A 26581-nucleotide genomic window follows, 5' to 3' on the forward strand; every position below is an offset into this window, starting at 1 on the left:
TCTCGAACGATCATCCTTCCAATTGATGGACGGCCACCCGCCCCTTCGGCAGGCTTTCTTGGGCGATGTCCACCAAGTGTCCGTGATGCGTGAAGAAGATCACCTGGGTGGACGCGGCGAGGTCTGAGAGGAGGTTGAGGGTGGCGGCGCAGCGCTGGTCGTCGAAGTTGACCAGGATGTCGTCGGCGATCAAGGGCAGGGGCGGATTGGTTTGCAGGTAGCGGGTCAGGGCGCCCAAACGCAGGGCCAGAAAAAGCTGGTCCCGCGTGCCTTCGCTGAGTTGGATCATTTCCAGAAGTTGCTCTTCGCCGGAACCCGAAGCGCGGGCGGCCTTGACCACCGGCTCTCCCTTTTCATCGTAGTCGGCCAGCAGACCGCTGAACGACCCCAGGGTCATGTTCCGGAAAAAACGGGCCGCGGCTTCCAGCACCGGCCCCTGGTTGGCCTCCCGGTAGCGTTCGATTTCCGTGGACAGCACCCGTGAGGCCAGACGCAGTCGGACGTACTCCTGAACATCGCCTTGAAGCCGGGCCTTTACGTAACACATCTGCTGATGCACGTCCGCGGCCTGAGAGGAGCCGTCCAGTCCGCGCAATTCCGCGCCGACCCGACCGATCTCGGCCAGACATGCATCCCGCCGGGCGCCGAGCTCCTCTTTGCGGGTTCGGATGCCTTCCAGTTCCGCGCTCAGTTCGTCGAACCCGTGCTCTCGGGCCGCTGTGATGAACTCGTCCAGCGGGTCGCCTCCGGCCAATTCCGACAACCGCTCCTCGATTTTTCGCTCCTCGTCGATCATCCGGGCCTTGGTTCGAGAGGCGCTTTCCCGGGCTTGCAGGTCTTGGGGCGAAGTAATGCCGGCCTCGGCGCAGAGCGCGTCGAGTTCTTGTTCGCTCTCCTGGATGGTCCTGGTGGTGTCGTGCAGTTCCTGCTCCAGGCGGCGTTCCTCGTCCCGCAAGGCCTTTTGACGGCGGGCCCGATCCTGCTCTTGTTCCAGCCGCGCATGCAACAGGCCGATGATTTCCAGGGCCGACGGCTGATCGTCATCGGGCGAAGCCGTGGCGAAACTCTCGTCGCCAGCGAGGAAAGACAAGGGCGAGAGGGGCGCGACATGGCGCAGGGCCTGGACCTGTTCCGCGAACAGGCGGTGGTCGTCGCGGATATTTTGGATGCGTTGACGGATGTCCGCGAGCCGGATTTGGGCCTGGGCGATTTCCTCCAAGGTCAGGGTCAGGGCCGTCGCCGCTTCCGGATCAATCTCCTCCGGCAGTCCGGCGGCGCGAATTGTTTTCGCCCATTGCGCCGTCCACGCCTCCATGGCCAGGACCGCTTTTTCCCGGCGGCGGGCCGCCGTATCCAAGGAGCCGTTCAGCTCCTGGAGGCGATCCTCCATCTCAGCGCGGTCAGTGATCTGTTTTTGCAGGTCTTTCAGCATGTGTCGCGCCTTGGACAGGACGGCGGCGTAGTCCGTTTCGTCCGGAGTCGGATGGCCGAGGTGTTGGAGAGCGTGGACCAGTCTGGCGGTCACGGAGTGCATTTCCGCCTCCATGGCGGCATGGGCGGCCCGGCGTTCTCCAAGTTCCTCAAGCTGTCGGCGCAAACCGAGGACCTTGGCCGACCAGGCCTGCATCTCCCGTGGAGAGAGCGGGGCGATGTTCAGGGGACGCCACAGGTCGACCCATTGATCCTGAAGCTGCGCCAGGTTTTTCCGGAAATCTTCCAGGCGTTCGGCATTGGCGCGCAGTTCCTCGTCCAACCGGGTGGTCTCCCGGCGTAGTTCCATGGATTGAGCCACGCCGGAGGCGTTGGCGTACAGTTTGTCCGCCAGGTCGTCGGCCATGTCCATGGTGGTTTCAAAACCTTGGGCCAGCGAGGTCGCGGAGGGGATCTTGTCCAGGAAGGCGGCTTCCCTGTCCGGATCAACGACGCCCTGAAGCCAGGCGTTTTGGATCAGCTCCCAGCCAAAATCGCGCGTCGTCCTGGCCTGGGCCAGGGCCGCGGGGTCCGGCAGTTCTCCGTGCAGTTCCAGGCGCTCCAGCGCGGATGCTTTTTCCCGGCGGGTCTTTTCCCGGCGGGAGCGGTCCTGTTGAAAAGTTTCGATCCGTTCACGCAGGGATTGGAACTGGTCCGCGAAGCGCTCCAAGGTTTCCGGCATGGGCAGGGCCAAATGTTCCAGATCGGCCAAAGAGCCTTGCCACGGTCCCAGGGACTTCGCTTCCTGGTCCACGCGGCGGGCCAGCTTTTCGACCTCGGACCTGGCTTCGCGCAGACGTTTGGTCGGGTTGCCCACTTCCGCGGCCCGATCCAGGGCCGCTTCCAGGGTGAAAAGGTCGGGTCGGGGCGGCAGGTTTTCCAACCGCTGCCGCAGGTCGACCACCGCGGCCTGGGCGTCCTGCTCAATCCGGAACGTGGAGGCCATGTTCGCCCGCAAGGCCCCGTGCTCCCGGCCCAGAGCATCCATCCGAACCTTCAGTTGTTTGGAAATCGGGGCCGTCCGTTCCCCACTCGCCGCCTCCGGTCCCAGGGAGCGAATTTTTTCCTGGGTCTGGGCGTGCAGGACGGCATGGTCGGCTTCCAGTTGGCGGGCCTCTTTCAAGGCTTTGCGCAGGGCCGTGGTTTCGCCGTACAGTCGCCGTACGTCCCCGGCCGCGTCCAGAAGTTCCCGGTTGACGTTCCGTTCTCCCAAATCTCGTCGCGCTTGCTGGAGACGAAAGTCCAGGGCGTCCCCGTCATGGCGGGCCTTGGCCAGGGTTTGCTGGACCCGGGTTCGGCGCTCGGTGAAGTCCTCGGCCAGCAGAGGCACGTCCGCGATCTCTCCCAGACGGCGGATCAGGGCTTCACGGGGATCAATATGGCGCAGGGCCTCCCGGTATCGTTCCAGACGAGCTTTGGTCGTGTCCAGGCCAAAGAGTTCGGCTTGCAGTTCCCGCTGCTCGGCCTGGAGCTTTTTGAACTCGCTCTGGAGTTTTTTCCACTGGGCCGGACGGACGGAGAGTTCGCGGAGGCGCTTGGTCAACGTGGACAGTTCTCCGACCTGTTGATGAATGGCCGAGGTCGGGGCGCGGGGCCGAAACAGCTTGTCGCGGCGAGCTTCCAGTTCGGCCAGGATTCCGCGCAGGTCGGCGATGCCCGAGGCCGCGGCGAACAGGGCCTGGCCCAGGTTGCCCTCGGCCCGCAGCAGACCTTCGGCGCCGTGACGCAGTTTGTCCTGATCCAGCCCGAACATCCGGTCGAACATGTCTTGGGAGACCCCGCCCAGGAGCCGGGTCAGCCGGGATTGATCCACCGCCTGCCCCGCGGCGTCCAGCAGGTCGTTCTTGCGGCGTTTGAAGCGTGTCAGGTCCAGAATTTCGCCGTTGTCCAGCCGCAGGGTCGCGCCCACGCACAGGTTTTTGTTCGGATGCAGATGCGCGTCCGGACTCTGATGCGGAAAACCGAACAGCAGGCAGGTGATGGCTCGCAGGATGGTGCTCTTGCCCGCCTCGTTGGGACCATGGACCAGGTGCAGTCGGTGCTCCGGCCCGCCGAAGCGCAGTTCCTTGTCAGTGAACCCGCCAAAAGCCTTCAGTTTCAAGGTTTCAATGCGCATGGGGAACATCCGGTCGGGATGGGGAGGCGGAAATCGTCGTGAGCATGGGCAGGAGCAGATCCCGGGCATCCCGGATCAGGGCCGCGCGGATCCGAGGGTCGTCCAGATCTGGCGCCTCCACGTCCGTGGTGACGAGTTTGGCCGTCAGATCGCGCAGATCGGCTTTGAAGTCGTCCAGCCCGGCGGGGTCCTCTTCCAGGTCTTTCAGGGCTTGAAGCAGGGCGGCTTGAGGGGTGTCGCCCTCGGCGATGTCCTCGATGTTCACGTCCGGAGTCGTGTCCAAAATCACCTTTTCAACCCAGACTCCGCGGCGGGAAACGTCGGTGGCGGTCAGTCGGATCTGGGCGACGAGTCGGTCCGGGTCGCGTACGGCCTGGGCGTGCAGCGGGGTTTGGCCATAAAGGCGCAACCGGACGGCGGTCATGCGGTCGTCCTGTCGGGCCGCGAGCGCGTCGCGCAGCCCGCTGGTCACGGCCAGGCGGAGGTCGTCCAGATCGCGGGCCCCGGTCAGGTCCAAGTCCAGAAGCATCCAGCGCAGCACGTCCAGGATCACTCGTTCGGTCTGGACCGTGCCGTCCGGATGGACGTCCACCCGGACGCAGCCCTTGGCTCCGGCTTCCCGAATGTGCCGACCCTGGATGCAGCCGCTGTAGACCACATGCGGATCGCGGTGGACGATCTCGTGGTCGTGGACGTGGCCCAGGGCCCAATACTGGTAGCCCTTGGCCGTCAGGTCGTTCAGTGAGCAGGGGGCGTACCTGGCGTGACCGGCTCGTCCGGTCATGGCCGTGTGCAAGAGCCCGATATTGAACAGGTCGGGCAAGGGGGCGGGGTAGGTCGCGGCGAGGTTGTCCAGGATTTCCCGTCCGGCGTAGGAGCGGCCGTGCACGGCCACGGGCAGGTCCGGAGAACGCCAGGTGTCGGCTTTGGTCGAGGACAGAACGTGGACGTTTTCGGGCAGGCGCAAGGAGGCCGTCATGGGGTTGTCCGCGTCGTGATTGCCCCGGATCATGATCACCTGAATGCCGTGCCCTCCCAGCCGGGACATCTGCTCGGCGAAATGGAGCAGGGTCTGGTAGTCCGGGCAATCGGCGTCGTACACGTCTCCGGCCAGGACGACCAAAGGAACGGCGTTGTCCACGGCGTAGTCCACCAGATTGGCAAGGGCCTGACGGGTCGCTCCCCGGATTTCGTCCACGGGCGCGCCTTCATACCTGGACAACCCATGCAATGGGCTGTCCAGATGGATGTCGGCAACGTGGAGGAAGGAAAACATGATGGATGGTTATGGGAAAGCAGCTCGGACAGCGTCTCTGGAGCGGAAAAAAGTTACCCTTTGACGCTGGGATCCGTCTTGGCTCTGGCCCACCAGGTGAGCAGGCCCAGGGTGAAGAAAGCGCCGGGAGGCATGATCATGATGGTCCAGGAGTGCCACCAGAAATCCCTGGCCGGGAGGGGGAAGCCGAGGATGGTTCCGAAGCCCAGGGGTTCACGGATCAGGGCGATGGCGATGAGCACGAAGGAGTAGCCCAGGCCGGTGGCCAGGCCGTCCAGGAGCGAAGGCCAGGGGCGGTTCTGGCTGGCAAAGGCCTCGGCCCGGCCCATGATGATGCAGTTGGTGATGATCAGACCCACGTAGGGGCCGATGAAGCGATGAATGTCCGGGGCTCCGGCCCGGATCATGATGTCCACCATCATCACGAAGCTGGCGATGATCAGCACCTGGACCATCATCCGGATGCGCTTGGGAATGTAGTTACGCAGGATGGAGACGGTCAGGTTGGACATGGCCGTGGTGAAGATCACCCCGGCGCACATCAGCAGGGTGTTGGTCAGCAGGTTGGTCACGGCCAGGGCCGAGCAGATGCCCAGGACTTGGCGATAGACCGGATTTTCCGACCAGATGCCTTTCTCGAAAATGGTTTTGGATGTCTCGGCCATGGCTTAGCCCTCGGAGTCGTCGGCGTGCAAGGCGTCCTGCGAGGCTTCCAGGTAGGCCTCTCGAAAACGGTGCAATTCGTTGTTCAGCATGTCCATCAGCGCCTGGGAAGTTCCCGTGGCCCCGGTGATGGCGTCGACACGGTTTGCGGCGTTGGGGTCCAGGGCCTGGCCGATGATCACCCGCCGGTCCCGAGGGCGGTCCCATGCGATGCTCAAGCCCTGAAACTGATCCAAAAACCAGTCCTCCTCGATCCGTCCTCCCAGTCCAGGCGTTTCCGCGTGCTGGAGAAAACGGATGTTGCGCACGGTGGTCAGATCCGGGCTGAGCACGATAATGCCGCGAATCAGATCCCAGACCCCCTGACCCTGGAAGATGAAGCCCACGTCCGCTTGGTCCTCGGCGTCCGTTATCCGCTCGAAGACCGTCCAGGTGCGCTGATCCGCGGGCAAGGTCTTTTCCCGAATATGTTCCCGGACAGCCGCTGCATAGGCTTCCGCGTCCCGTCCCTCGACGTTCAGGTCAAAGGCCTGGACGATGGTCCGGTTGCGGTGGAGCTGTTCGTTGCGGGCCAGCATGTCCTTGGTGCCGTGATGAATTAGGGACACTCCCGTGCCGAAAAAGACGCTGATGGCCAGCATGAACCCGAGAACATAGGGCAGGGAGTCTTTTTTCATGCCTTTCCCCCTCCTGGCGCGACTTTCGGCTTGGGTGCGGAAGTCGAGAAGCGCTTGATCCACAGATCCAGCGACGGCGCGATCATGTTCCCCAAAAGGATGGAAAAGGCCACGGCCCCGTAAAATATGCCGTAGGAGCGGAAAAAGACGATCATCATCCCGATGAACAGGCCGTAGATCCACTGCGACTTGGGCAGCTTCGGGGCGCTGACCGGCTCGGTGACCATGAACACGGCGGCGTAGAGCAGTGCCCCGGAGAACAGCGTGAAATGCAGGGGAGGTACGTCCTCCACGCCCAGACCGTAGCGGAGGAAAAGGCACAACGCGCTCGCGCCAAGGATCGGCGGAAGCATCAATCGCCACTGGGCCGTCCTGGTGTACAGCAGATAGGCCGCGCCGAGCAAAATGGCCGCGGCGCTGGCCTCGCCCATGGAGCCGGCCCCCAGGAGCAGGGTCTGCTCCCCGGCCTCGAAGAATCCGCCGATGGTGCCGGTGAACAGATCCAGGAAACCGACCTCGTAATCAAAGCTCTTGCTCGCGACCATGGGCGTGGCCGAGGTCATGGCGTCCACGACGTCTTGTCCGCTTTGGCGCAGATACTCCGGCAACTCACCCGCCGCGGCCATGCTCCAGTGAACGAATCCACCGGGAAAATCCCGAAATACGGGAACGAACTGGTTGGTCATCTGCAGGGGGAAGCTCAGCCAGACAAAGGCCCGGCCGACAATGGCCGGATTGAAGACGTTCTTGCCGAAACCGCCGAACAACTCCTTGCCGAACAGGATGCCCACGACAATGCCCACGGCCGTGATCCAGAACGGGATGCTCGGCGGCAGGGACAGGGCGTACAGCGCCCCGGTGACGAAACAGGCCTGGGTGACCTTGCCGCCCCGGCGCGAGGCCATGAACCACTCAGTGAGAAAGGCGAAAAGCATGGACACGGCCAACACGGCCAGCACGCGCAGACCGAACAAATAGGTCGCGGTCACGATCACGGGCAAGAGCGCGTATAGCACTTTGACCATGATTTTTTGTTTTTGGATTTCAGGGATTTTGAGGGGCATTGGAGCAGCGGTTGGGGATCAGGGAAGGGGTCCGGGGCGGAAGGAAACTTCGGAGTGGCCCGGCATCACGTGTTGCTTCCCATTGAGAGATTTGCCTATCAAATCCACCCGGAAAAGAAAACCGTGAACAGCACGGCGAAGACCAGGGAGGGCAGCATGTTGGTGACGTTGATGGTCTTCAGTTCCAGCAGGTTGATGCCGATGCCCATGATCAGCAGGCCGCCGGTGGAGGTGAGTTGGGCGATGATCGGTTCGGTGAACAGACCTTGGGCCTGCCCGGCCAGGAGGGTGATGCCGCCCTGGTAGAGCAGGATGGACAGAAAGGAGAAGAGGACGCCGATGCCGTAGGTGGAGGCCAGGGGGATGCAGATGAAGCCGTCCAGGATGGACTTGGTCAGCAGGATGGTCCGGTCGCCGCGGATGCCTTCGTCGATGGAGCCGAGGATGGCCATGGACCCGATGCAGAAGAGCAGGGATGCGGTGACGAAGCCGTCCGTGAACCGGGCGTCCTTGGAGCCGAGGCGGTGTTTCAGGGCGTTGCCCGCCGCGGTCAGGCGGTCGTCCAGACGGACGAGCTGGCCGCAGAGCGCGCCGCAGAGCATGGAAAAGACCAGGATCAGGATATTGGTGAAGCTCAGGGCCATGTGCAGGCCGATGACCAGCACGCAGAGACCGATGGAATGGTAGACCAGGGTCCGGTAGCGGTCCGAAAACCGTCCGCCGAGCATCAGGCCGAGCAGGCTGCCAAGGATGATGGCCCCGGCGTTGATCAGGGTTCCGATGGGCATGGTCGCGCCATCTACCGCGAAGGGCCGCGGAAAACAATCGGTAAAAGCGTCCTGGTCATGTGAGACCGGTCAGGAATCGAGCTACTCGTCGCCGGTTTGATCGACGTGCTGCCCGATGGAGAAGGCCGGTCCCAGATATTCGCCGAGCCCGTGGTAGGTGCGGATTACGGGGCCAAAGGCGACCGGACGGAGCTTGTCCAGGTCCGGAAGGCCGTCCGGGCCGAGCACGGCTTGGTCAGCCTTGATGTCCAGAATTTCACCGATGAACATGGTGTGCAGTCCCAGCTCCACGGTCTGAACCAGTCGGCACTCCGCGGCCAGGGCGAATTCCTGGATGTAGGGCGCGTCCACCAGGGTGCTCTTGACCGGGGTCAGGCCGGTGGTGGCGAACTTGTCCGTGGTTTTTCCCGAGGCGATACCGCAGTAGTCGGCGAGCATGATGTCCTGTTCCGTGGAGACGTTGACCGTAAAGGCCTTGCGGGCGGTGATGCAGCCGTAGGTATAGGTGGCCTTGCGCAGCGAGATGGTCAGGCAAGGCGGCTTGGAGCAGCAGATGCCTCCCCAGGCGATGGTCATGATGTTCGGTTTATCCTGCTGATCATAGGACCCGACGACCCATACCGGAGTCGGGAAAACCAAGGGCTTTGCTCCAAGGGACTGTTTCATGACGACCTCCAGGAAACGAATGTTTGCGAACGTTTCAGATAGCATGCTTCCAAGAGCATGGTTACGCGTGTGATCGACTTGATTAACGCATTCCGGCTGATCTGGAAAGTGTGCGAGGATTGACCCCTCGTGCGTATTTATGGGAACATCCCGCTTTTGCTTCACCAAGGGTCTTTTTGGAAGGGACAAGCGGACTGTTTCGCCCGCCCCAATCATGTAGGCCGGTTGAACGTTCTCAACACAAGGTTGGATCATGGAAAAACACTTGCTTCTGGCTGTCGGTGACGACCAGAGTGCCTTGCAGGCCGTTCGATTCGTGAACTTCTTCTTTGACCAAAAACATGCCATTCGATTGACCTTGCTGTATGTGGCGCCTCAGCCTCCGGCGGTGTATCTCGACGATAGCGACGTCTATCATCGCAAAAAGTGGACCGAGAATTGGAAGCGGGGACAGGAGCATCGGGCCCAGGAGTTGCTTGCTCAGGGCAAGACCGCGTTGGTGGATTCCGGCTTTTCCGCCGAAGGTGTCTCGACGAAATTTATTTTCAGCCAGTACGGCTCGGCCATGGACTTGATCCAGGAATGCGGCAAGGGCGGCTTCGACGCTCTGGTGCTGGGCCGTCGCGGACTATCCCGGTTCGAGGAATTGTTCGTGGACAGCGTGACGAAGCGGATCATGAACGAGGAGCTGTCCTTTCCAATCTGGGTCTGTCAGCGGCCGGAACGCGGTCGGAAGAACGTGCTCGTGGCCGTGGACGGCTCCGAACCCTGCGTCCAGATCGCCGACCACGTCGGCTTCATCGTGGCCGATCAACCAGAGAAGAACGTCGTCCTCGTCCACATCCATACCGGTCAAGCCTCGGAGTCCGAATTCCAGGGATTTTTTGACCACGCTCTCGCTTCGCTGGTGGAGAACGGAGTTTCAAAAGAGAGAATCCAAACCAAGGTCCTTTCTTCGACAAGCCCCGCAGCTGCCTTGCAGCAGGAGGCGGATTCCGGGCGATACGCGGTTGTCGCCGTGGGCCGCACGGGCGCTTCGGGGCCGGGTTTTTTTTCCATGGGCTCGGTCAGCAGGACGCTTCTGGCCAAGCTTGAAGGGACCGCCTTGTGGGTCAGTCCCTCGGTTTGTCGACTTAAAAGCTGAGTGTTTTGGAAGATGTCGATTTTGTTGAGAAATCACGGTAATCCGTAAATTATTGCACTAGACTTCCATGGCATCCGAACAAGATAAAGCGAAACAATCCTGGCACGCTCTGGACACGTCGGAAGTGTTCCAGCGGTTGGAAAGTGGCGAAAAAGGCCTGAAGGCCACTGAAGCAGCCCGGCGGCTGGAGCGATACGGGCCGAACGAACTGCCCATGGTCAAGGGGCGCGGCGCGCTGATGCGGTTTCTGGCCCAGTTCAACAACGTCCTGATCTATCTCCTGCTTGCCGCCGCGGTGATCACCGGTCTGCTCGGCGAGTGGCTGGATATGGGCGTGATCCTCGGCGTCGTCCTGATCAACGCCTTGATCGGATTCGTTCAGGAAGGCAAGGCGGAAAAGTCCCTGGACAGCATTCGCAACATGCTCGCCCCGTCCGCCGTGGTCCTGCGCGATGGCAATAAGCAGGACCTCCCGGCCACGAAATTGGTCCCTGGAGACGTGATCCTGCTTAAAGCCGGGGACAAGCTGCCGGCCGACGTTCGGTTCTTCAAGGTCCGGGATCTGCAAGTCGAAGAAGCGGCCTTGACCGGCGAGTCGGTTCCCGTGGACAAGGCCGCGGACCCCGTGGAAGAGGACAGCTCCCTGGGAGACCGTTCCGGGATGGGGTTTTCCGGAACCATGGTCACCTACGGCCAGGGCCACGGCGTTGTAGTGGGCACGGGCAAGGACACGGAGATCGGCCGGATCAGCGAAATGCTCTCGGACGTCCAGTCCCTGACCACTCCGCTGATCAAGCAATTGGCCCGCTTCGGCAACCTGCTCAGCGTGGCCATCATCGGCATGGCCGCAGTGACCTTCGCCTTCGGATACCTGTTTCAGGGCTTGGCCCCGGGCGAGATGTTCATGGCCGCGGTGGGGTTGGCCGTGGCGGCTATTCCCGAGGGACTCCCGGCCATCGTGACCATCACCCTGGCCATCGGGGTGCAGCGCATGGCCCGGCGCAACGCGATCATCCGCAGCCTGCCCGCGGTGGAGACCCTGGGGTCGGTGACCGTGATCTGCACGGACAAGACCGGTACCCTGACCCGCAATGAAATGACCGTTCAGACCCTGCGCACCGCGGACCGATCCGTGACGGTTTCCGGAGTCGGGTACGCGCCCGAGGGGGCATTTCGTCAGGATCACGCGGCTTATGATCCGTTGGCTGATGAACGAGGCGTTCAGGAGATGTTGCGTTCCGGACTGCTTTGCAACGAAGCCGAGATCGTCCAGGCCGAGGAAGGCTGGAAGGCCCAAGGAGCGCCTACGGAAGCCGCGCTGGTGACCGCGGCCCTGAAGGCCGGTCTCTCCCAAAAGGAAGAGAACGACCGTCACGCCCGTCTGGATGTGATCCCGTTCAGTTCGGAACATAAATTCATGGCTACCTTGCATCAGGATGCGCAAGGCGGGCGGCTGATTATCCTCAAAGGGGCGCCGGAAAAGGTTCTGGAGCGCTGCGAAAACCAGCGCTCCGAGGGAGGCGAGGCCCCCTTGGACACCTCCTTTTGGGGCAGAGAGGAGCAGCGGATCGCCTCCAAGGGCCAGCGGCTGCTGGCCGTGGCCATGCGTCGGGTCGACGAGGGCCGGGAGCGCTTGACCATGGACGACGTGGCGGGCGGGTTTACCATGCTCGGGCTGTTCGGGATCATCGATCCTCCGCGGGAAGAGGCCGTGGAAGCCGCAGACAAGCTGATCGGCGACTGCGAAATCAGGGTGAACTGCCACAGCGCCGGGATCAACGTGAAAATGATCACCGGGGACCATGTGGTCACGGCCAAGGCCATCGGCTTCAAGCTGGGCATAGGGGACGGCGAGACGGCGCTGACCGGCAAGGACCTTGACGCCATGAGCGACGACGAGCTGCGTCAAAGGGTTACGGACGTGGATGTGTTCGCCCGGGTCACTCCGGAGCACAAGCTGCGCATCGTTACGGCGCTGCAGGCCAGAAACAAGATCGTGGCCATGACCGGCGACGGGGTCAACGACGCTCCGGCCCTGAAACGGGCGGACGTGGGCGTGGCCATGGGCCGGAGCGGCACGGAGGCGGCCAAGGAAGCCTCGGACATGGTCCTGGCTGACGACAATTTCGCCTCCATCGCCAATGCCGTGGAAGAAGGCCGTACGGTCTACGACAATATCAAGAAGGCGATTCTGTTCATTCTACCCACCAACGGCGGCCAAGCCCTGGTGGTCATTGCCGCGATCTTTCTGGGTCTGGGCATGGCAGACGCGGTGAACGGGTTCAGCCTGCCCATTTCGCCGCCGCAGATCCTCTGGATCAACATGGTCACCGCTGTTTCCCTGGCCCTGGCCCTGGCCTTCGAACCGGCGGAGCGCAACGTGATGCGCCGACCGCCGCGCAAACCGGACGAGCCTTTGGTCTCCAGGTTTTTGCTGTGGCGGATATCCTTCGTGTCCGTACTGTTGACCATCGGCGCCTTGGGCCACTACCTGTTCATGCTGGACGGGGGCTCCACCCAGGAACTCGCCGCCACGACGGCCATCAACACCTTGGTTTTCGGGCAAATCTGCTACCTCTTCAACAGCCGGTTCATCTATGAAAGTTCCCTGAACCGGACTGCGTTTTTAGGCAGTTCCGCGGTGTTGTGGTCCATCCTGGTGCTGGTGGTGCTGCAGCTTGCCTTCACTTACGCTCCGCCATTGCAGTTTCTATTCCGTACCGAGGGACTGGGGTTAGGGCCATGGTTGCGTATTTTCGTATTCGGCATCGTTCTTTTTTTGCTGGTCGAAGGAGAGAAGTTTCTGTGGCGGCGTTCCGGGGCCGTCCATTGACCCCATCAATTGGAACCGTCGTCCGGCTTTTTGACGACATTTTTCGCTTCAAGGCGGAAGCTGCGCGTGAACGGTCCTCAGGCGCGTCTTTCTTCCGCGCACCATAATCAACCCAAGGAGTATGCACCATGACTCGCTACCTGCTCGCTTTGGCAACGGCTTTCGTTTTCGGAGCGGCCTCTCCCGTCTGGGCCGCCGATCCCATCAAGATAGGTGCGATTCTTTCCGCCACCGGCCCCGCTTCCTTTCTCGGAGAGCCGGAGCGCAACACCCTGCACATGCTCCAGGACCAGATCAACGAGCAGGGCGGGCTGTTGGGTCGGCCTCTGGAGGTGATCATCTACGACGACGAAACCGAGGTGAACAAGGCCGTGTCCGCGGCCAACAGGCTGCTCAGCCGGGACCGGGTGGTCGCGGCCATCGGCGCGACCACCTCCGGCAACACCCTGGCCATCATGCCCCGGTTCTCCTCGGCCCAAATTCCACTGGTCTCCATGGCCGCGGCGGAGCGGATCGTCAAACCCCTCAATCCTTGGGTCTTCAAAACGCCCCAGTCCGACCGCCATGCCGTGATCAAGATTCTGGAGCACGCCAAGTCCGAGGCATTCAGCAATATCGCCATCCTCACGGTCTCGGACGGCTTCGGCCAGGCCGGGCGGGAGGTGTTGCAGGAACTGCTACCCGCGTACGGAATGAACATGGTGGCCGATGAGATCTACGGCCCCAGGGACACGGACATGACCCCGCAACTGACCAAGATTCGCGGGCTGAACCCGGACGCGATCATCGTCTGGGGCACGAATCCCGGCCCCGCGGTCATTGCCCGTAATCGCGTCCAACTGGGCATGCAAACGCCCATGTACATGAGCCACGGCGTGGCATCCAAGCGGTTCATCGAGCTGGCCGGAGAGGCGGCCGAAGGGTTGATCCTGCCCGCCGGACGGCTGGCCGTGGCGGACCAGCTGCCCGAGGACCATCCGCAAAAAGCCTTGCTTCTGGAGTACATTCAGGCCTATGAAGCCCGGTTCAACGCCGAGGTGTCCACCTTTGGCGGCTACGCCTACGACGCCATGATGCTCATTGCCGAGGCCATTAATCGGGCCGGCGAGGCCACGCCCCAGGCCATCCGGGACAACCTGGAACAGATCAGCGGCTTCATCGGTACCGGCGGCATTTTTGAAATGTCCGCCGAGGATCACAACGGGCTGGACGAACGGGCTTTCGTGATGGTCCGGATTACCGGTGGAGACTGGGAGCTGCTGGTCGAATAATGGATCTGGGAACTTTTCTGCAATTTCTGGCGGCGGGCCTGACCGTAGGCAGCACCTACGGTCTGGCCGCGCTGGGATTCACGATCATCTTCAACACCACGGGCATCATCAACTTCGCCCAGGGCGAGTTCGTGATGCTGGGCGGTCTTTTGGCCGTGGTCTTCATGCACTGGTTGGACCCCGGCCTTCCCGCCGCGGTGATTCTGGCCGTGCTGGCCACCACCCTGGTGGGCTTGGTCATGGAGCGCCTGACCATCCGACCTGTTCAGCACACCTCGGTGATCAACCTGATCATCGTGACCATCGGCGTGTCCATCACCATCCGCGGGCTGATGATGTTGCTCTGGGGCAAGGACACCTACGTGCTCCCGGCTTTTTCCGGCACCACGCCCATTCCGCTGCTGGGCGCGACCATTGCCCCGCAAAGTCTTTGGATTTTGGGCATCACCCTGCTGGTGCTGGCGGCGATGCGCTATTTCTTCAGCCGAACAATCTTCGGCCGGGCCATGCTGGCCTGCTCCTTTGAACCCAAGGCGGCCCGGCTGATGGGCATCAGCGTGGAACGGATGGTCATGGCCTCGTTCATGCTTTCGGCCTTCGTGGGCGCGGTGGGCGGAGCCATCCTTACCCCCTTGACCATGACCTCCTACGACGTGGGCGTGCTTTTGGGCCTGAAGGGTTTCGCCGCCTGCATCCTGGGTGGCCTGGGCAACCCTTTCGGCGCGGCGGCCGGGGGGCTGCTTCTGGGCGTGCTGGAAGCCTTCGGCGCGGGCCTGATCTCCTCGGCCTACAAGGACGCCATCGCCTTCGTGGTTATCCTGGCCATCCTGCTCTGGCGGCCTTCCGGGCTGTTCGGGGCTCCGGACACGGAAAGGGTGTAGGGCCATGAAGTCTTCAACTCTTCGCCAACTGACCCCGGTGGCCGCGTTCTATGTCCTTGTTTTGGCCACGCCGACCCTTTTGTCCCATGATTATTACTATCTGAGCATCCTGAACATGGCCGGGATCATTGCGATCATCGTCATGGGGCTGAACCTGCTGTTGGGCTTTGCCGGGCAGATTTCCCTGGGCCATGCGGCTCTGTTCGGGATTTCCGCCTATACCACGGCGGTGATGACCGCCACCTACGGGTTGCCTCTGGCCGTGGGCATGATCTCCGGGGTGGGGCTGACCGCCGTGGTGGCCCTGGTGGTGGGTATGCCCGTGCTCAAGCTCAAGGGCTATTACCTGGCCATGGCCACCCTGGGCTTCGGGCTGATCGTCTACATTTTCTTTAACGAGGCCATTTCCCTGACCGGTGGACCGTCGGGGTTCGTGGGCATTCCCCAGTTCCAGGTCGGCTCGTTCGTCTTTGATTCGGATCTGTCCTACTTTTTTCTGGTCTGGACCACGGTCACCGTGGTGCTGCTGATCTCCCTGAACCTGATCCACTCCCGGATCGGCCGGGCCCTGATGGCCCTGCACGCCAGCGACAAGGCGGCCCAATCCATGGGCATCAACGTGGCCCGCTACAAGCTGTTCATCTTCGTGCTCTCCGCGGTGTTCGCCGGGATCGCCGGGGTGCTCTACGCGCACTACCTCAGCTTCGTGGCCCCGTCCTCCTTCGGGTTCCATTTTTCCGTGCAACTGATCACCATGGTCGTGCTGGGCGGCATGGCCAGCCTGTGGGGCGGCATCGCCGGGACGGTCTTTCTGACCGCCATGCCGGAATTCTTGCGGGCCTATGAAAACATGGAAGTGATCATCTACGGGCTGATCCTGATCCTGTGCATGATGTATCTGCCCCAGGGCATGGCAGGCGGCGTATCCAAGCTGATTGCCCTGATTCGCGGGAGGTTCGGGCATGTCCGATAAAGGCGATGCGGAGCGCATATCTGCAGGGGACGTGATTCTGAACTGCCGGGGAGTCCATGTCCGTTTCGGCGGGGTGATGGCCTTGAGCGACGTGGATTTTCAGGTCCGCGAGGGGACCATCACCGCTCTGATCGGGCCCAACGGCGCGGGTAAGACGACGTTGCTCAACGTGGTCAGCGGGATGGTTCCCAGCTCGGAGGGAACCGTGGGACTCCTGGGCCGGGACATGACCCGGAGTCCGGCCTGGGAACGGGCCAAGGCCGGCGCGGTGCGCACCTTCCAGAACCTGGAAGTCTTCACGACCATGAATGTTCTGGAAAACGTGATGACCGGGGCGCACCGGGTGGTCCGCTACGGGGCGCTCAGCGCCCTGTTCAAGACGCCCGGCTTTTTTAGCGGGGAGCGTCGCTGCCGGGAACTGGCCGAGGAAAAGCTCACCTTCGTCGGCCTGAAGGACGATTGGAACCTCCCCGCCGGAGATCTGCCCTACGGACGGCAACGCCTCCTGGAACTGGCCCGCGCCCTGGCCGCCCAGCCGCGCATCCTGCTCCTGGACGAACCCGCCGCGGGCCTGAACACCACCGAAACCCGCGCCCTGGCCAAGCTGATCCAGCGTGTCCGCGACGAACTGGGCGTCACCGTGGCCATCGTGGAACACGACATGGACCTGATCATGGGCGTCAGCGACGCCATCACCGTCCTCCACTTCGGCCGGGTCATCGCCTCCGGAACCCCGGGGGATATCCAGAAAAATCCCGAGGTCGTCGCGGCGTATCTGGGCGAGGAGGCGGAGTAATCCATGCTCGTTCTGAAAAACGTCGATGTCTTTTACGGCCGGGTGCATGCCATTCGGCGGGTTTCCCTGCATGTGAATCAGGGGGAGATCGTGGCCTTGATCGGCGGAAACGGGGCCGGGAAGACCACCTTGTTGACCACCATTTCCGGATTGCTGCGAGCCAATGGTGGCAGTCTGGCCTTCGAAGGGCGGGAGCTTACCCGGGAGCGTCCGGAACGGATCGTGGCCGCGGGGATTTCCCAGGTGCCGGAGCGGCGTCTCGTATTCAAGCCCATGAGCGTGGAGGACAATTTGCTCCTGGGCGCGTATCATCGCTACAGCCTGAAGAACAAGGCCCTGATCCGCAAGGACATTCAAGATATCTACGAGATGTTTCCGGTCCTGGGGCAACGCAAGGACCAGCTTGCCGGTAACCTTTCCGGCGGGGAGCAGCAGATGCTGGCCATTGGCCGGGCCCTGATGGCCAAGCCCCGGATGTTGCTCCTGGACGAGCCGGGCATGGGACTGGCCCCAGCCCTGTCCCAGATGATCTTTCGGCATGTGGCCGAGTTGCGCGACGCCTTCGGCCTGACCGTGCTGCTGGTGGAGCAAAACGCCAAAAGTGCCCTGAAGATCGCGGATCGGGGCTATGTGTTGGAAACCGGGCGGATCATCCTGCAGGGGCCGTCCGAGGAACTGCTGCTGAACCGGGACGTGCAACGCGCCTATCTGGGGCGGGATGTGGAGGTGGAGTGATGTTTGAGCCGGAACTGGAGGGCATGAGGCGGGAGGAACTGGAGCAGCTTCAGTTGGAGCGGTTGCAGTCCACCTTGACCAGGGTTTCCCGCAATGTCCCGTTCTATCGCAAGAAGTTCGAGGAACTGGGCCTGGACCCGTATGATTTCACCTCCCTGGACGATGTCCGCGAACTGCCCCTGACCACGCGCCAGGACTTGCGGGACAACGCTCCCTACGGCCTGTTCGCCGTGCCCTTGCGCGAGGTCGTGCGCTTGCAGACGTCCTCGGGGTTTTCCGGTGGGACCACGGTCTTCGGCTACACCTTGAGCGACATCCGGAAGTGGTCGCGGCTTACGGCCCGGGTTCTGGCCGCAGGCGGGGCGAACAAGGAAGACGTGGTTCACGTGGCCCATACCTATGGTTTGTCCACCATGGCTTTTGGCATGCATTACGGCGCGGAGACCCTGGGGGCCACCGTGGTTCCGGTCTCCAGCGGCAACGCCCGCCGGCAGGTGGGGATCATCCTGGACTACCGGGCCACGGCTCTGGCCTGCATCCCGAGCTATGCCCTGTTTCTGGCCGACCTGATGGACGAGATGGGCGTGAACCGCAACGCCCTGCCCCTGCGCTGGGGTATGTTCAGCGGGGAGGTGTGGTCCGAGGCCACGCGGCAAGCCATCCAGGAGCGCCTGAACATCACGGCCACGGACAACTACGGCGTCAGCGAGGTTATGGGGCCGGGCGTGGCCGGGGAGTGCCTGGAGCGTGGGGGCATGCACATCCAGGAAGATCATTTCCTGGCCGAAATCATCGACCCGCAAACCCTCCAGCCGGTCCCGGCGGGTCAGGTGGGCGAGCTGGTGCTGACCACCCTGACCAAGGAAGCCCTGCCCATGATCCGCTTCCGCACCGGGGACCTGACCCGACTGATCCCGGACCCGTGTCCCTGCGGTCGGACTTTCCTGCGCATGGAGCGCATCCAGGGCCGCAGCGACGACATGCTGATCATTCAGGGGATCAACGTCTATCCGGAACGGATCAAGGCCATCCTGGCGGAAACGCACCAAGTCCAGCCGAACCATTTGATCGTGGTGGACCGCTACGGTGGGCTGGACAAGGTCATGCTCCTGGTGGAGGCGGACATGGTTGAGCCGGATCAGATCAAGACCCAGCAACGCTTCATCGACCTGACCCGTCAGCAGTTGGCCATGGAATTGGGGCTGGTCTTCGAAGTGAAGCTGGTCGAACGCCAAACCATCGCTGAGCTGGAAACCGGCACGGGGCGGGTGGTGGATCGGCGGCGACCGTAGCAGGCCGTTGAAAAACTCCCCATTGCCGCGTCGCCGTAAAAAGTTCAAACCCTCACGTATCAGGAAATACGCTTCGGCCTTGAAACTTTTTTTGCTCCTTGCACTTGGGGTTTTTGAACGGACTGCCGACGAAGGGGCCTAACAGATACGCGGAAGCTGCTCGCCTTCGAGCATGTCCAGCAGGCGGCGGCCGCCCAGCGGGGTTTGCATGACCACCCGGCCGGGATGGTCGGGCTGGATGTCGCCGATGTGGGCGGCGTTAACGCCGAACTCGTCCCGGCGCATGATCTCCAGGGCCTGTTCGGCGTATTGGGCCGGAAGGATGCAGATCAGTTTGCCCTCGTTGGCCAGGTAGAGCGGGTCCAGGCCGAGGAAGGAGCAGCCCGCGGCCACCACGGGGTTCACGGGCACGGCCTCCTCGCGGATCAGACACTGGACTCCGGACTGCCCGGCGATTTCATTGAGCGTGGTGGCCAGCCCGCCCCTGGTGGGGTCGCGCAGGACGTGGATGTCCGGGATGGCGGTCAGCAGCTTGGCGATGAGGTGATTCAACCCGGCACAGTCGCTCTGGATCGGGGCTTCGAAGCTCAAGCCCTCCCGGGTGGCCAGGATGGTCAGTCCGTGGTCGCCCATGGTCCCGCTGACCAGGATCGCGTCCCCCGGAGCGGCCCGGTGGCCCTGGGGGCAGGGTTGCACCAGAATTTCACCGATCCCGGTGGTGTTGATGAACATCCTGTCCACCGCGCCCCTGGGCACCACCTTGGTGTCCCCGGTGACAATCTTCACTCCGGCCCGGTTCGCGGCCTCGGCCGTGGACCGGACCACCTGCTCCAGCACATCCATCTCCAATCCTTCCTCCAGAATAAACGCGCAACTCAAATAGAGCGGACGCGCCCCGAGCATGGCCACGTCGTTGACCGTGCCGTTCACGGCCAGGGAACCGATGTCCCCGCCGGGAAAAATCAACGGGGTGACGGTGAAGCTGTCCGTGCTCATGGCCAGGGGGCCGGAGGCATGAATCAAGGCCGCGTCGTCCAGCCGGTCCAGGACGTCGTTGCTGAAATGCTTCAGAAACACGTCCTTGATCAAACGATGCGAAGCCTTGCCGCCGCTGCCGGTGTCGAGGAGAAGTCGTGGTGTGGTCATAATTTGATGGGATGAGGTGGGGTTGTATTTCTGTGCTTCCAGTAATTGGGATATCGGTGGAGGTGCATGACCGCTACGACGATGATTTCATCGGGACGTTCCCGGAAAAGGACGCCAACAGGAAATGTCTTGGTGAGACATCGGCGGACATCAAGCTCCACGGCGGGATAAAGACGAGGATTTATAACGATACGGTTGACTGCGTCCTGAACGGCCGTCAGGAATCGCTTGCCGAGATCGGATTGCTGCTTTTCGTAGAATGCAGCCGCTTCGGTCATCTCGATTTCCGCGTCGGGGTAGAACCAGACTTGTTTCATGTTAACGAAGAGTAAGCTTTGGCGAAGACCTTTTCCGCATCGCGAAGGTCTATTGTTTCGCGATCCATCTGGGCGCAACGCCGTCGAACCTCTTCCTGCCATGTGACGGACAAAGGTTCCATGTCGGGCGCATCAAGACTCTCGATCAGTTTCTCGGCCACAAAGGCGCGTTGTGCCGGGGGGAGGGTCATTGCTTCGCTTACGACTCTTTCGGTGGTGGTAGCCATGATGTATCATATCTCCTGTTGGAGAAAGGTAAATGAGTAATGGTGATTAGGCTGCTTCCGCGAACTTTTGCGCTATGCTTCGGTCATAAGTCGGGCAGGGTCGATATGCGGTGCAGACAGGGGGCTCCTGTTTTCAAGCGGCTAGGTGATTTTCGGCTGAAGGAGGACATATCAGTTGACTTTGGCGTTTTCGTGCTACCTAATGAAAAGCTGTCGGGTGGGATGGCCCTCGCCGTACCGACCAGCGAGAGGTTGGGCGATGAACTATCTATTTAATCCGTATATAAGTATGGTCACAATAGCTGTCGCCAGTGCCTATCTGACAGTTTCTTTCAAAAATCCATTTGTCAGCGTTATCCCGTGCTATGTCCCAATCTGCTTCACAAGCATATGGACTTAATTTTGACATCCCCAAACGATTGAGCGCTTCACAAAAAGGGCAGTTCGACACATGCAGCTTGAAAACGTCGTTGCTTTCCTTCGATACCTCAATATCATAAAGTGGTTCCCACAATCGAATTTTTTTTTTCATTTTTGCCGGAAAAGAATCGAAATCCTTTGCATTGTCAATCTTCGGAACCCAGAATTTCAAAGACCGTTTAGCTGATTTGGTTAATCTTTTCCCTACAATTTCGATTGCTTTCTCTTGTCCAAAAAAAAATGATAAAAATGTGGTAGCCACAACAAATGGCGAAACAACCATATAACCAATTATATTTCGGAAAATTTTTTTCATGTTGTTTGTGTAATCTTATAATCAGCCGTATGATTGTCCTGACCTCACGACACCCCACACCCATTTCAAAAAAGCATGGGCACCCCTTCCAATCAAAAGGCTGTCTGCTCGTAAAGTTCTATGTTTTTTATGTTGGTTGCCGATTCGCGCCAATTATGTCCCAACACTCAAGTCAGCTTTTTGCTTTGCCCTGAAGTCAGAATAATCCGGCCGCCGCACTATCAGGAGAAATGCGCTGCATAAAGCCAACCTCAATCTACCCTCGCTCTCTAAATAACGCATCACAAATCAGCCTGAATCTCCGCCATATCACAACGCATACTTGTAATACGCCGCGCAGCTTCCTTCCGTGGACACCATACAGGGGCCGACAGGGGTGGCGGGGGTGCAGGATTTGCTGAAGAGGGGGCAGTTGTTGGGTTGCATTTTGCCTTTGAGGACGTCGCCGCAGCGGCAGCCGGGGAGGGGGGGGAGGTCCTGGACCTCAACGCCCAGGGTGGTGAGGGCGTCGAAGCGTTGGTATTCGCCGGCCAGGGCCAGGCCGCTGTCCGGGATGCGGCCCAGGCCGCGCCAGAGGGCGTCGGAAACCGTGAACACCTCGGCCATGATCTCCCTGGCCTTGGGGTTGCCGTCGTCGGCCACGGCCCGGGAGTACTGGTTGACCACCTGGGGCCGGCCGGTTTTGCGCTGGTCGATGATCAGCAGCAGAGCCTGAAGGATGTCCAGGGGTTCGAAGCCGGTGATTATCGAGGGAACGCCGTGTTGTTCGGCCAGGAAGCGGTAGGGCTCGACGCCGATGATCGTGGAGACGTGGCCGGGGAGGATCAGGGCGTCCAGGTTCACCTCCGGGTCCTGGAGCAGGGCGGCCAGGGCCGGGGGGACGAGCTTGTGCATGGCGAAGACGAGGAAATTCTCCAGGCCTTGCTCTTTGGCGACCTTGATCGTTGCGGCCACCGTGGGGGCGGTGGTTTCAAAGCCGACTCCCAGAAAGACGATCCGGGATTCAGGGTGTTTGCGGGCCAGGGCCAGGGCGTCGAAGGCGGAATAGACGATTTCGATCCGGCAGCCTTCGGCCTGGGCCTGCTTCAGGCTGGTTCCCTTGGGGCCGGGCACGCGCATCAGGTCGCCGAAGGTGGCGATGATCACGTTGTCCTTACGGGCCAGTTCGAGAAAGGCGGCCACCTCGCCTTCGTGGGTCACGCAGACCGGACAGCCGGGGCCGGACAGATGTCGAATCTCCTCCGGCAGCAGGGAGCGCAGGCCGCTTTGAAAAATAGCCACGGTGTGCGTGCCGCAGACTTCCATGAAGGCCAGGGGGCCGGGCAGCTCGGCCCGGATCCTGTCCAGCAGGTTGCGGCACAGGGCCGGATCCTTGAATTTGGCCAGCGTGTCTGGAGTTGTTTTTGGGGCCATTGACATGTCCCCTTCAGTTGAATTGAAGGTTCAACCCTTCCTGAAACAGTTTCAGGGTCTCCAGGGCGTCTTCGCGGTCCAGTCGGCGCAGAGCGAATCCGGCGTGGACGATCACGTAGTCGCCGACCGAAGCCGGGTAGTCGATGATGTCCAGGCGCACCTGGCGCTTCACTCCGGCGATCTCCACATCCGCGACGTTAAGTTCAGTATTGATGCTTTTTACTTCCATGGGTACGGCTAGACACATGAGGGGGTCTCCTTTTGCATTTTCATTGCGCTGTTGATAAGCTCGATAACTTGGCCTGTCAAACCGACAGCGGGCTGGTAAAGACCCGTAAGGGAGCGCCATGAGCTTGGATGTAGCCAACCAAACCGAGAGTGCCCATGCTTCGTTTCCGTTTCCGGACGGCCCTGAATGGACGGAGCGGGTTCGGACGCCTTCCTCCGAACGGTGCCGGGAAATGTGGGCGCTTTGGGAGATGCCGGAACACATCCAGATGCACAGTTTGCTGGTGACCCGGGTCGCTCTGGGCATCGCCGAGATGGTCAGGGAAAAAATACTTCCGGGATTGGATATCGATCAGGTCCTGGCCGCGGCCATGCTTCATGACGTGGCGAAGATCTACACCATCCGCCACGGCGGTAGCCACAGCCAGATCGGGGCCGCATGGGTCCAGGAGCGGACCGGAAACCCGGTGGTGGCCCGGGCGGTGCTGCATCACGTGGACTGGCCCTTTGCCATGGACCTGCAACGCTATCCGGTTTCGCTGATCGTCTGTTACAGCGACAAGCGGGTCCGGCACACGGAAATCGTCACTCTGGACGAGCGGTTCGCCGATCTCCAAGAGCGCTACGGCGTGAACGCCAAGGCGCGACATCATATTCAACAGTCCCTGGAGCAGGGGCGGGCCATCGAGCGCCTGTTCAGCGAGGGATTGAAGGTGGAACTCAATGCGTATTCTTTTGATAGCCGGCGGATGGTCTGACGAACGCGAGGTTTCCCTGAGCGGGGCCGTGGGCATCAAGGCCTCGTTGCGCCGTCAGGGGCATGTGGTGACCTTGTTCGATCCTTGTGACGGCCTGGCCAGGCTGCCTCATCTGGTGGAGGACTTCGACTTCGCCTTTTTAAATCTCCATGGGGCACCCGGAGAGGACGGTCTGGTTCAGGCCATGCTGGATCGCTTGGGCAAGCCCTACCAGGGCAGCGGCCCGGCCGGCTCGATCCTTGCCCTGGACAAGGCGGCCTCCAAGGCTTTGTTCGTCCAGAACAATCTGGCCACTCCTCCGTGGTTTTTCGTGCCCGTGCGCTTTGGATCGAACCATGGCGATCGCCCGGGTTCCGACCTGCTTGCCGATATGCCGTGTCCGTTCGGTCCGCCTTACGTGGTCAAGCCCAATCTTGGCGGATCCAGCCTGGGAATCGAGGTGGTGCGCGAGCATGGCGGTTTGGCGCCTGCCGTGGAAAAGGTTTTAAGGGAGGGGCGCGACGTGCTGGTGGAACAATACCAGCCCGGAGTGGAGGTCACCTGTTCGGTCCTGGGGGACGAGGCCTTGCCGCTGATTCTGATCCGCCCCGGCGAGGGGGCGACGTTTTTCGACTACGACAGCAAGTACGTTCCCGGCCGGGCCGAGGAGATCTGCCCGGCTCCCTTGCCCGGAGACGTCAGCCGGGCCATTCAGGCCGTGGCCCTGCACGCGCACCGGGCTCTCGGCCTGCGCGGGTACAGCCGGGCGGATTTCATTTTGCACGAGGGGCAAGCCCACCTTCTTGAAGTGAATACCCTGCCGGGAATGACCGCCACCAGCCTGCTGCCCCAGGCCGCGGCGGTGCATGGCCTGGACTTCGACCATCTGTTGGCCCGGTTGATCGATCTGGGGATGCGGGGGCGCTGAGCGCTGGAAACGACAAGGAAAGAGAAGAACGCATGAGCGCGAGAAAAACCGTTTTTTTGATCGCCGACGGCATGGGCGACTGGCCCGTGGACGAGCTGGGCGGCAAGACGCCCATGGAGGCCGCGGACACCCCGCACATGGACGTCCTGGCCCGGGAAGGCGTGGTCGGCCTGTGTCGGACCATCCCCGAGGGCATGCCCCCGGGATCGGATATCGCGAACATGGCCCTGCTGGGCTGCGATCCGGCCACGCATCATACTGGGCGGGGGCCCATCGAGGCCGCGGCCCAAGGCTTGGAGCTGGAAGCGGACGATTTGGTCTGGCGCTGCAATCTGGTCCGGGTCAGCTCCCTGGAGCAGGACGGCGTCATGCTGGACTACTCCGCCGGGCATATCGACACGCCCACGGCTACGGCCTTGGTGGAAATGCTGCAACGGGAGCTGGGTGGAACGGACGCGGTTTTTCATCCAGGCGTCCAGTACCGTCATCTTGTAGTGCAACCGGGCCGGGTCAAGGCCGCGGAAGCCGGGTTGGCCATCCGTCCGCCCCACGACATCCTGGATCAGACCCTGGGGCCGGATCTGGCTGCGTACCAGCAATGCCCGGAACTCTGGCGCGTGGTGCGCGAGGCCGCCGTACTCCTGGGCAATGCCGAGCGCAATGCCTCCCAGGCCAATGCCGTCTGGCTGTGGGGCCAGGGACGTCCGCTGCATCTGCCGGGCTTTCAGGAGCGGTTCGGCCAGGCCGGGGCGGTGATTTCCGCCGTGGATCTGATCAAGGGCCTGGGCCGGGCCATGGGCATGGCGGTCCTGGACGTGCCTGGCGCCACAGGGTACCTGGACACGAACTATGCCGGGAAAGTGGCCGCGGCCCTAGATTTTTTGGAGCAGGGCGATTTCGTCTTCCTGCATGTGGAGGCCCCGGACGAGTGCGGGCATCAGGGCGGCCTGGAGAACAAGGTCCGGGCCATCGCGGACTTCGACGCCCAGGTGGTCGGGCCGATCCGGGACGGTCTGCGAGGCATGGACGCCGCGATCCTTGTGGCCTGCGACCACTTCACCCCGCTGATCAAGCGGACCCATGTTTCCGATCCCGTGCCCTTCCTGTTCTGGCACCTGGACGCCACGGCCTCCGGCATCCCGAACTTCAGCGAAACCCAGGCCGCTTCCACCGGCTTGATGCTGGAACGGGGCGAGGCTCTGCTGCCCTGGGCGCTGCAACGATCCGCACCCTAATCCGACCATTTTGCGCCTTTTCTTGCGATGCTCCTTGACCAACTTCCGCAATTTCTGCTGTCCGGCCTGACATCCGGCAGTATTTACGCCCTGGTGGCCGTGGGTTTCTGCATCATCTACAACGCCACCGGCCTGGTGAATTTCGCCCAGGGCGAGTTCGTGATGCTCGGGGGCATGCTGATGATCGGGCTGACCCAGGACATGGGCTTGGCCATGCCGACGGCCTTCGTGACGAGCATCGCGGCGGCCATGCTGCTGGGCGTCTTTCTGGAGCGCGTCCCGTTAGGCTTGGCCAGATCCCGGCACGTCCTGATCCTGGTGCTGGTCACCGTGGGTTTTTCCATTGCCGCACGCGGCGCGGCTTCGTTGATTTGGGGCAAGACCGCACGGGCCTTGCCGGCGTTTTCCACCGAGGCCCCGCTCTTGCTGGCTGGTGCGGTGATCTCCCGTCAGGCCCTCTGGATATTGGTCGTGACCATGATCTGCGTGGCTTTGCTGCACCTCTTTTTTCAACGCACCTCCGTGGGGCAGGCCATCCGGGCCGTTTCCGACAACCGCCACGGCGCGATCCTGGTGGGCATTCCCGTGGCCCGGATGGTGATGGTTTCCTTCGCCTTGAGCGCCGGACTGGGGGCCACGGCCGGGATGCTCATCGCGCCGATCACGGGCATGCACTACAGCGCCGGGGTCATGCTCGGGCTGAAGGGGTTCGCCGCGGCTATTCTCGGCGGATATGGCCATGTTTGGGGCGCGGTGGCCGGAGGACTGCTGCTGGGCGTCCTGGAATCCCTGGCAGCCGGATTCATTTCCTCGGCCTACAAGGACGCCTTGGCGTTTTTGATCCTGCTTTGCGTCTTGTGGGTTCGTCCGGCGGGGCTGTTCGGGCAGGCCAGGACGAGACGAGTGTGAGGGGGATGGATGAGCGAAGCGAAACCAGGATATTGCGGATGAACATGAACGAGGGGGGGC

General features: G+C 61.9%; 25 protein-coding genes. 12 read left to right on the forward strand and 13 right to left on the reverse strand.

Annotated features, from left to right (window positions below; translation table 11 throughout):
- Positions 1–10: 10 nt before the first annotated feature.
- The 7 genes from C6366_RS13135 to C6366_RS13165 all read right to left on the reverse strand — a co-directional run bounded on the left by C6366_RS13135 (position 11) and on the right by C6366_RS13165 (position 8720).
- Positions 11–3586, reverse strand: coding sequence for a YhaN family protein (locus C6366_RS13135; protein ID WP_158269779.1), 3576 nt, complete (start codon positions 3584–3586; stop codon positions 11–13).
- Positions 3576–4862 carry a DNA repair exonuclease gene (locus C6366_RS13140; protein WP_107738611.1) on the reverse strand — a complete coding sequence of 429 codons (1287 nt, stop codon included), beginning with the start codon at positions 4860–4862 and terminating at the stop codon, positions 3576–3578. The genes C6366_RS13135 and C6366_RS13140 overlap by 11 nt, the downstream gene beginning before the upstream one ends.
- Before the next feature lie 53 nt (positions 4863–4915).
- A complete protein-coding gene (gene rsxE, locus C6366_RS13145) occupies positions 4916–5527 on the reverse strand; it encodes an electron transport complex subunit RsxE (protein WP_107738613.1) in 612 nt (203 codons plus the stop codon).
- 3 nt (positions 5528–5530) lie between these two features.
- The gene (locus C6366_RS13150) at positions 5531–6202 is read right to left on the reverse strand and encodes an FMN-binding protein (RefSeq protein ID WP_107738615.1); all 672 of its coding nucleotides are present in this window, start codon (positions 6200–6202) and stop codon (positions 5531–5533) included.
- A complete protein-coding gene (locus C6366_RS13155; protein ID WP_107738617.1) occupies positions 6199–7266 on the reverse strand; it encodes an RnfABCDGE type electron transport complex subunit D in 1068 nt (355 codons plus the stop codon). The genes C6366_RS13150 and C6366_RS13155 overlap by 4 nt, the downstream gene beginning before the upstream one ends.
- Before the next feature lie 98 nt (positions 7267–7364).
- The gene (locus C6366_RS13160; protein ID WP_107738619.1) at positions 7365–8054 is read right to left on the reverse strand and encodes a DUF554 domain-containing protein; all 690 of its coding nucleotides are present in this window, start codon (positions 8052–8054) and stop codon (positions 7365–7367) included.
- A gap of 81 nt (positions 8055–8135) precedes the next feature.
- Positions 8136–8720 carry a flavin reductase family protein gene (locus C6366_RS13165; RefSeq protein ID WP_107738621.1) on the reverse strand — a complete coding sequence of 195 codons (585 nt, stop codon included), beginning with the start codon at positions 8718–8720 and terminating at the stop codon, positions 8136–8138.
- 253 nt (positions 8721–8973) lie between these two features.
- Here C6366_RS13165 and C6366_RS13170 point away from each other — a divergent pair, with 253 nt between their 5' ends.
- From C6366_RS13170 to C6366_RS13205, 8 genes are all read left to right on the forward strand, one after another.
- Positions 8974–9864, forward strand: a complete 891-nt coding sequence (locus tag C6366_RS13170) for a universal stress protein (RefSeq protein WP_107738624.1) — start codon at positions 8974–8976, stop codon at positions 9862–9864.
- Between the two features lie 67 nt (positions 9865–9931).
- Positions 9932–12697, forward strand: coding sequence for a cation-transporting P-type ATPase (locus C6366_RS13175; RefSeq protein ID WP_107738626.1), 2766 nt, complete (start codon positions 9932–9934; stop codon positions 12695–12697).
- 128 nt (positions 12698–12825) lie between these two features.
- Positions 12826–13968, forward strand: a complete 1143-nt coding sequence (locus C6366_RS13180) for an ABC transporter substrate-binding protein (RefSeq protein WP_107738628.1) — start codon at positions 12826–12828, stop codon at positions 13966–13968.
- Positions 13968–14849 carry a branched-chain amino acid ABC transporter permease gene (locus C6366_RS13185; RefSeq protein WP_107738630.1) on the forward strand — a complete coding sequence of 294 codons (882 nt, stop codon included), beginning with the start codon at positions 13968–13970 and terminating at the stop codon, positions 14847–14849. The genes C6366_RS13180 and C6366_RS13185 overlap by 1 nt, the downstream gene beginning before the upstream one ends.
- Before the next feature lie 4 nt (positions 14850–14853).
- Complete coding sequence (locus tag C6366_RS13190) at positions 14854–15822, forward strand: branched-chain amino acid ABC transporter permease (protein ID WP_107738632.1); 969 nt, start codon at positions 14854–14856, stop codon at positions 15820–15822.
- A complete protein-coding gene (locus C6366_RS13195) occupies positions 15812–16618 on the forward strand; it encodes an ABC transporter ATP-binding protein (protein WP_107738634.1) in 807 nt (268 codons plus the stop codon). Before C6366_RS13190 ends, C6366_RS13195 begins: the two co-directional genes overlap by 11 nt.
- A 3-nt stretch (positions 16619–16621) precedes the next feature.
- The gene (locus C6366_RS13200) at positions 16622–17353 is read left to right on the forward strand and encodes an ABC transporter ATP-binding protein (RefSeq protein ID WP_107738636.1); all 732 of its coding nucleotides are present in this window, start codon (positions 16622–16624) and stop codon (positions 17351–17353) included.
- Positions 17353–18645, forward strand: a complete 1293-nt coding sequence (locus C6366_RS13205) for a phenylacetate--CoA ligase family protein (protein ID WP_199221507.1) — start codon at positions 17353–17355, stop codon at positions 18643–18645. Before C6366_RS13200 ends, C6366_RS13205 begins: the two co-directional genes overlap by 1 nt.
- 138 nt (positions 18646–18783) lie before the next feature.
- On the opposite strand, the gene hypE is transcribed toward C6366_RS13205, so the two are convergent.
- From hypE to C6366_RS13240, 6 genes are all read right to left on the reverse strand, one after another.
- On the reverse strand, positions 18784–19791 hold the full coding sequence (gene hypE / locus C6366_RS13210) for a hydrogenase expression/formation protein HypE (protein ID WP_107738640.1): 1008 nt from the start codon (positions 19789–19791) through the stop codon (positions 18784–18786).
- Positions 19788–20210, reverse strand: coding sequence for a type II toxin-antitoxin system RelE/ParE family toxin (locus tag C6366_RS13215; protein WP_306460434.1), 423 nt, complete (start codon positions 20208–20210; stop codon positions 19788–19790). The genes hypE and C6366_RS13215 overlap by 4 nt, the downstream gene beginning before the upstream one ends.
- Positions 20105–20335, reverse strand: coding sequence for an addiction module protein (locus tag C6366_RS13220; protein WP_107738645.1), 231 nt, complete (start codon positions 20333–20335; stop codon positions 20105–20107). Before C6366_RS13220 ends, C6366_RS13215 begins: the two co-directional genes overlap by 106 nt.
- A gap of 268 nt (positions 20336–20603) precedes the next feature.
- Entirely contained in the window at positions 20604–21071 is a 468-nt protein-coding gene (locus tag C6366_RS13230) for an L-2-amino-thiazoline-4-carboxylic acid hydrolase (protein WP_107738649.1), read from the reverse strand.
- A gap of 309 nt (positions 21072–21380) precedes the next feature.
- Entirely contained in the window at positions 21381–22484 is a 1104-nt protein-coding gene (hypD, locus tag C6366_RS13235) for a hydrogenase formation protein HypD (protein WP_107738663.1), read from the reverse strand.
- Positions 22485–22497: 13 nt separating this feature from the next.
- On the reverse strand, positions 22498–22731 hold the full coding sequence (locus C6366_RS13240) for a HypC/HybG/HupF family hydrogenase formation chaperone (protein WP_107738651.1): 234 nt from the start codon (positions 22729–22731) through the stop codon (positions 22498–22500).
- A gap of 100 nt (positions 22732–22831) precedes the next feature.
- Here C6366_RS13240 and C6366_RS13245 point away from each other — a divergent pair, with 100 nt between their 5' ends.
- From C6366_RS13245 to C6366_RS13260, 4 genes are read left to right on the forward strand one after another with little or no spacing between them, the layout of a single operon-like run.
- The gene (locus C6366_RS13245; protein WP_107738665.1) at positions 22832–23470 is read left to right on the forward strand and encodes an HD domain-containing protein; all 639 of its coding nucleotides are present in this window, start codon (positions 22832–22834) and stop codon (positions 23468–23470) included.
- Entirely contained in the window at positions 23436–24377 is a 942-nt protein-coding gene (locus tag C6366_RS13250; protein WP_107738653.1) for a D-alanine--D-alanine ligase, read from the forward strand. The genes C6366_RS13245 and C6366_RS13250 overlap by 35 nt, the downstream gene beginning before the upstream one ends.
- A 32-nt stretch (positions 24378–24409) precedes the next feature.
- A complete protein-coding gene (locus tag C6366_RS13255; RefSeq protein WP_107738655.1) occupies positions 24410–25612 on the forward strand; it encodes a cofactor-independent phosphoglycerate mutase in 1203 nt (400 codons plus the stop codon).
- A 27-nt stretch (positions 25613–25639) separates the two neighbouring features.
- Positions 25640–26521 carry a branched-chain amino acid ABC transporter permease gene (locus C6366_RS13260; RefSeq protein WP_107738657.1) on the forward strand — a complete coding sequence of 294 codons (882 nt, stop codon included), beginning with the start codon at positions 25640–25642 and terminating at the stop codon, positions 26519–26521.
- The last annotated feature ends 60 nt before the right edge of the window (positions 26522–26581 follow it).

The sequence above is a fragment of the Desulfonatronum sp. SC1 genome (assembly GCF_003046795.1).
In the GTDB taxonomy this organism is placed as follows: Bacteria; Desulfobacterota; Desulfovibrionia; order Desulfovibrionales; family Desulfonatronaceae; genus Desulfonatronum.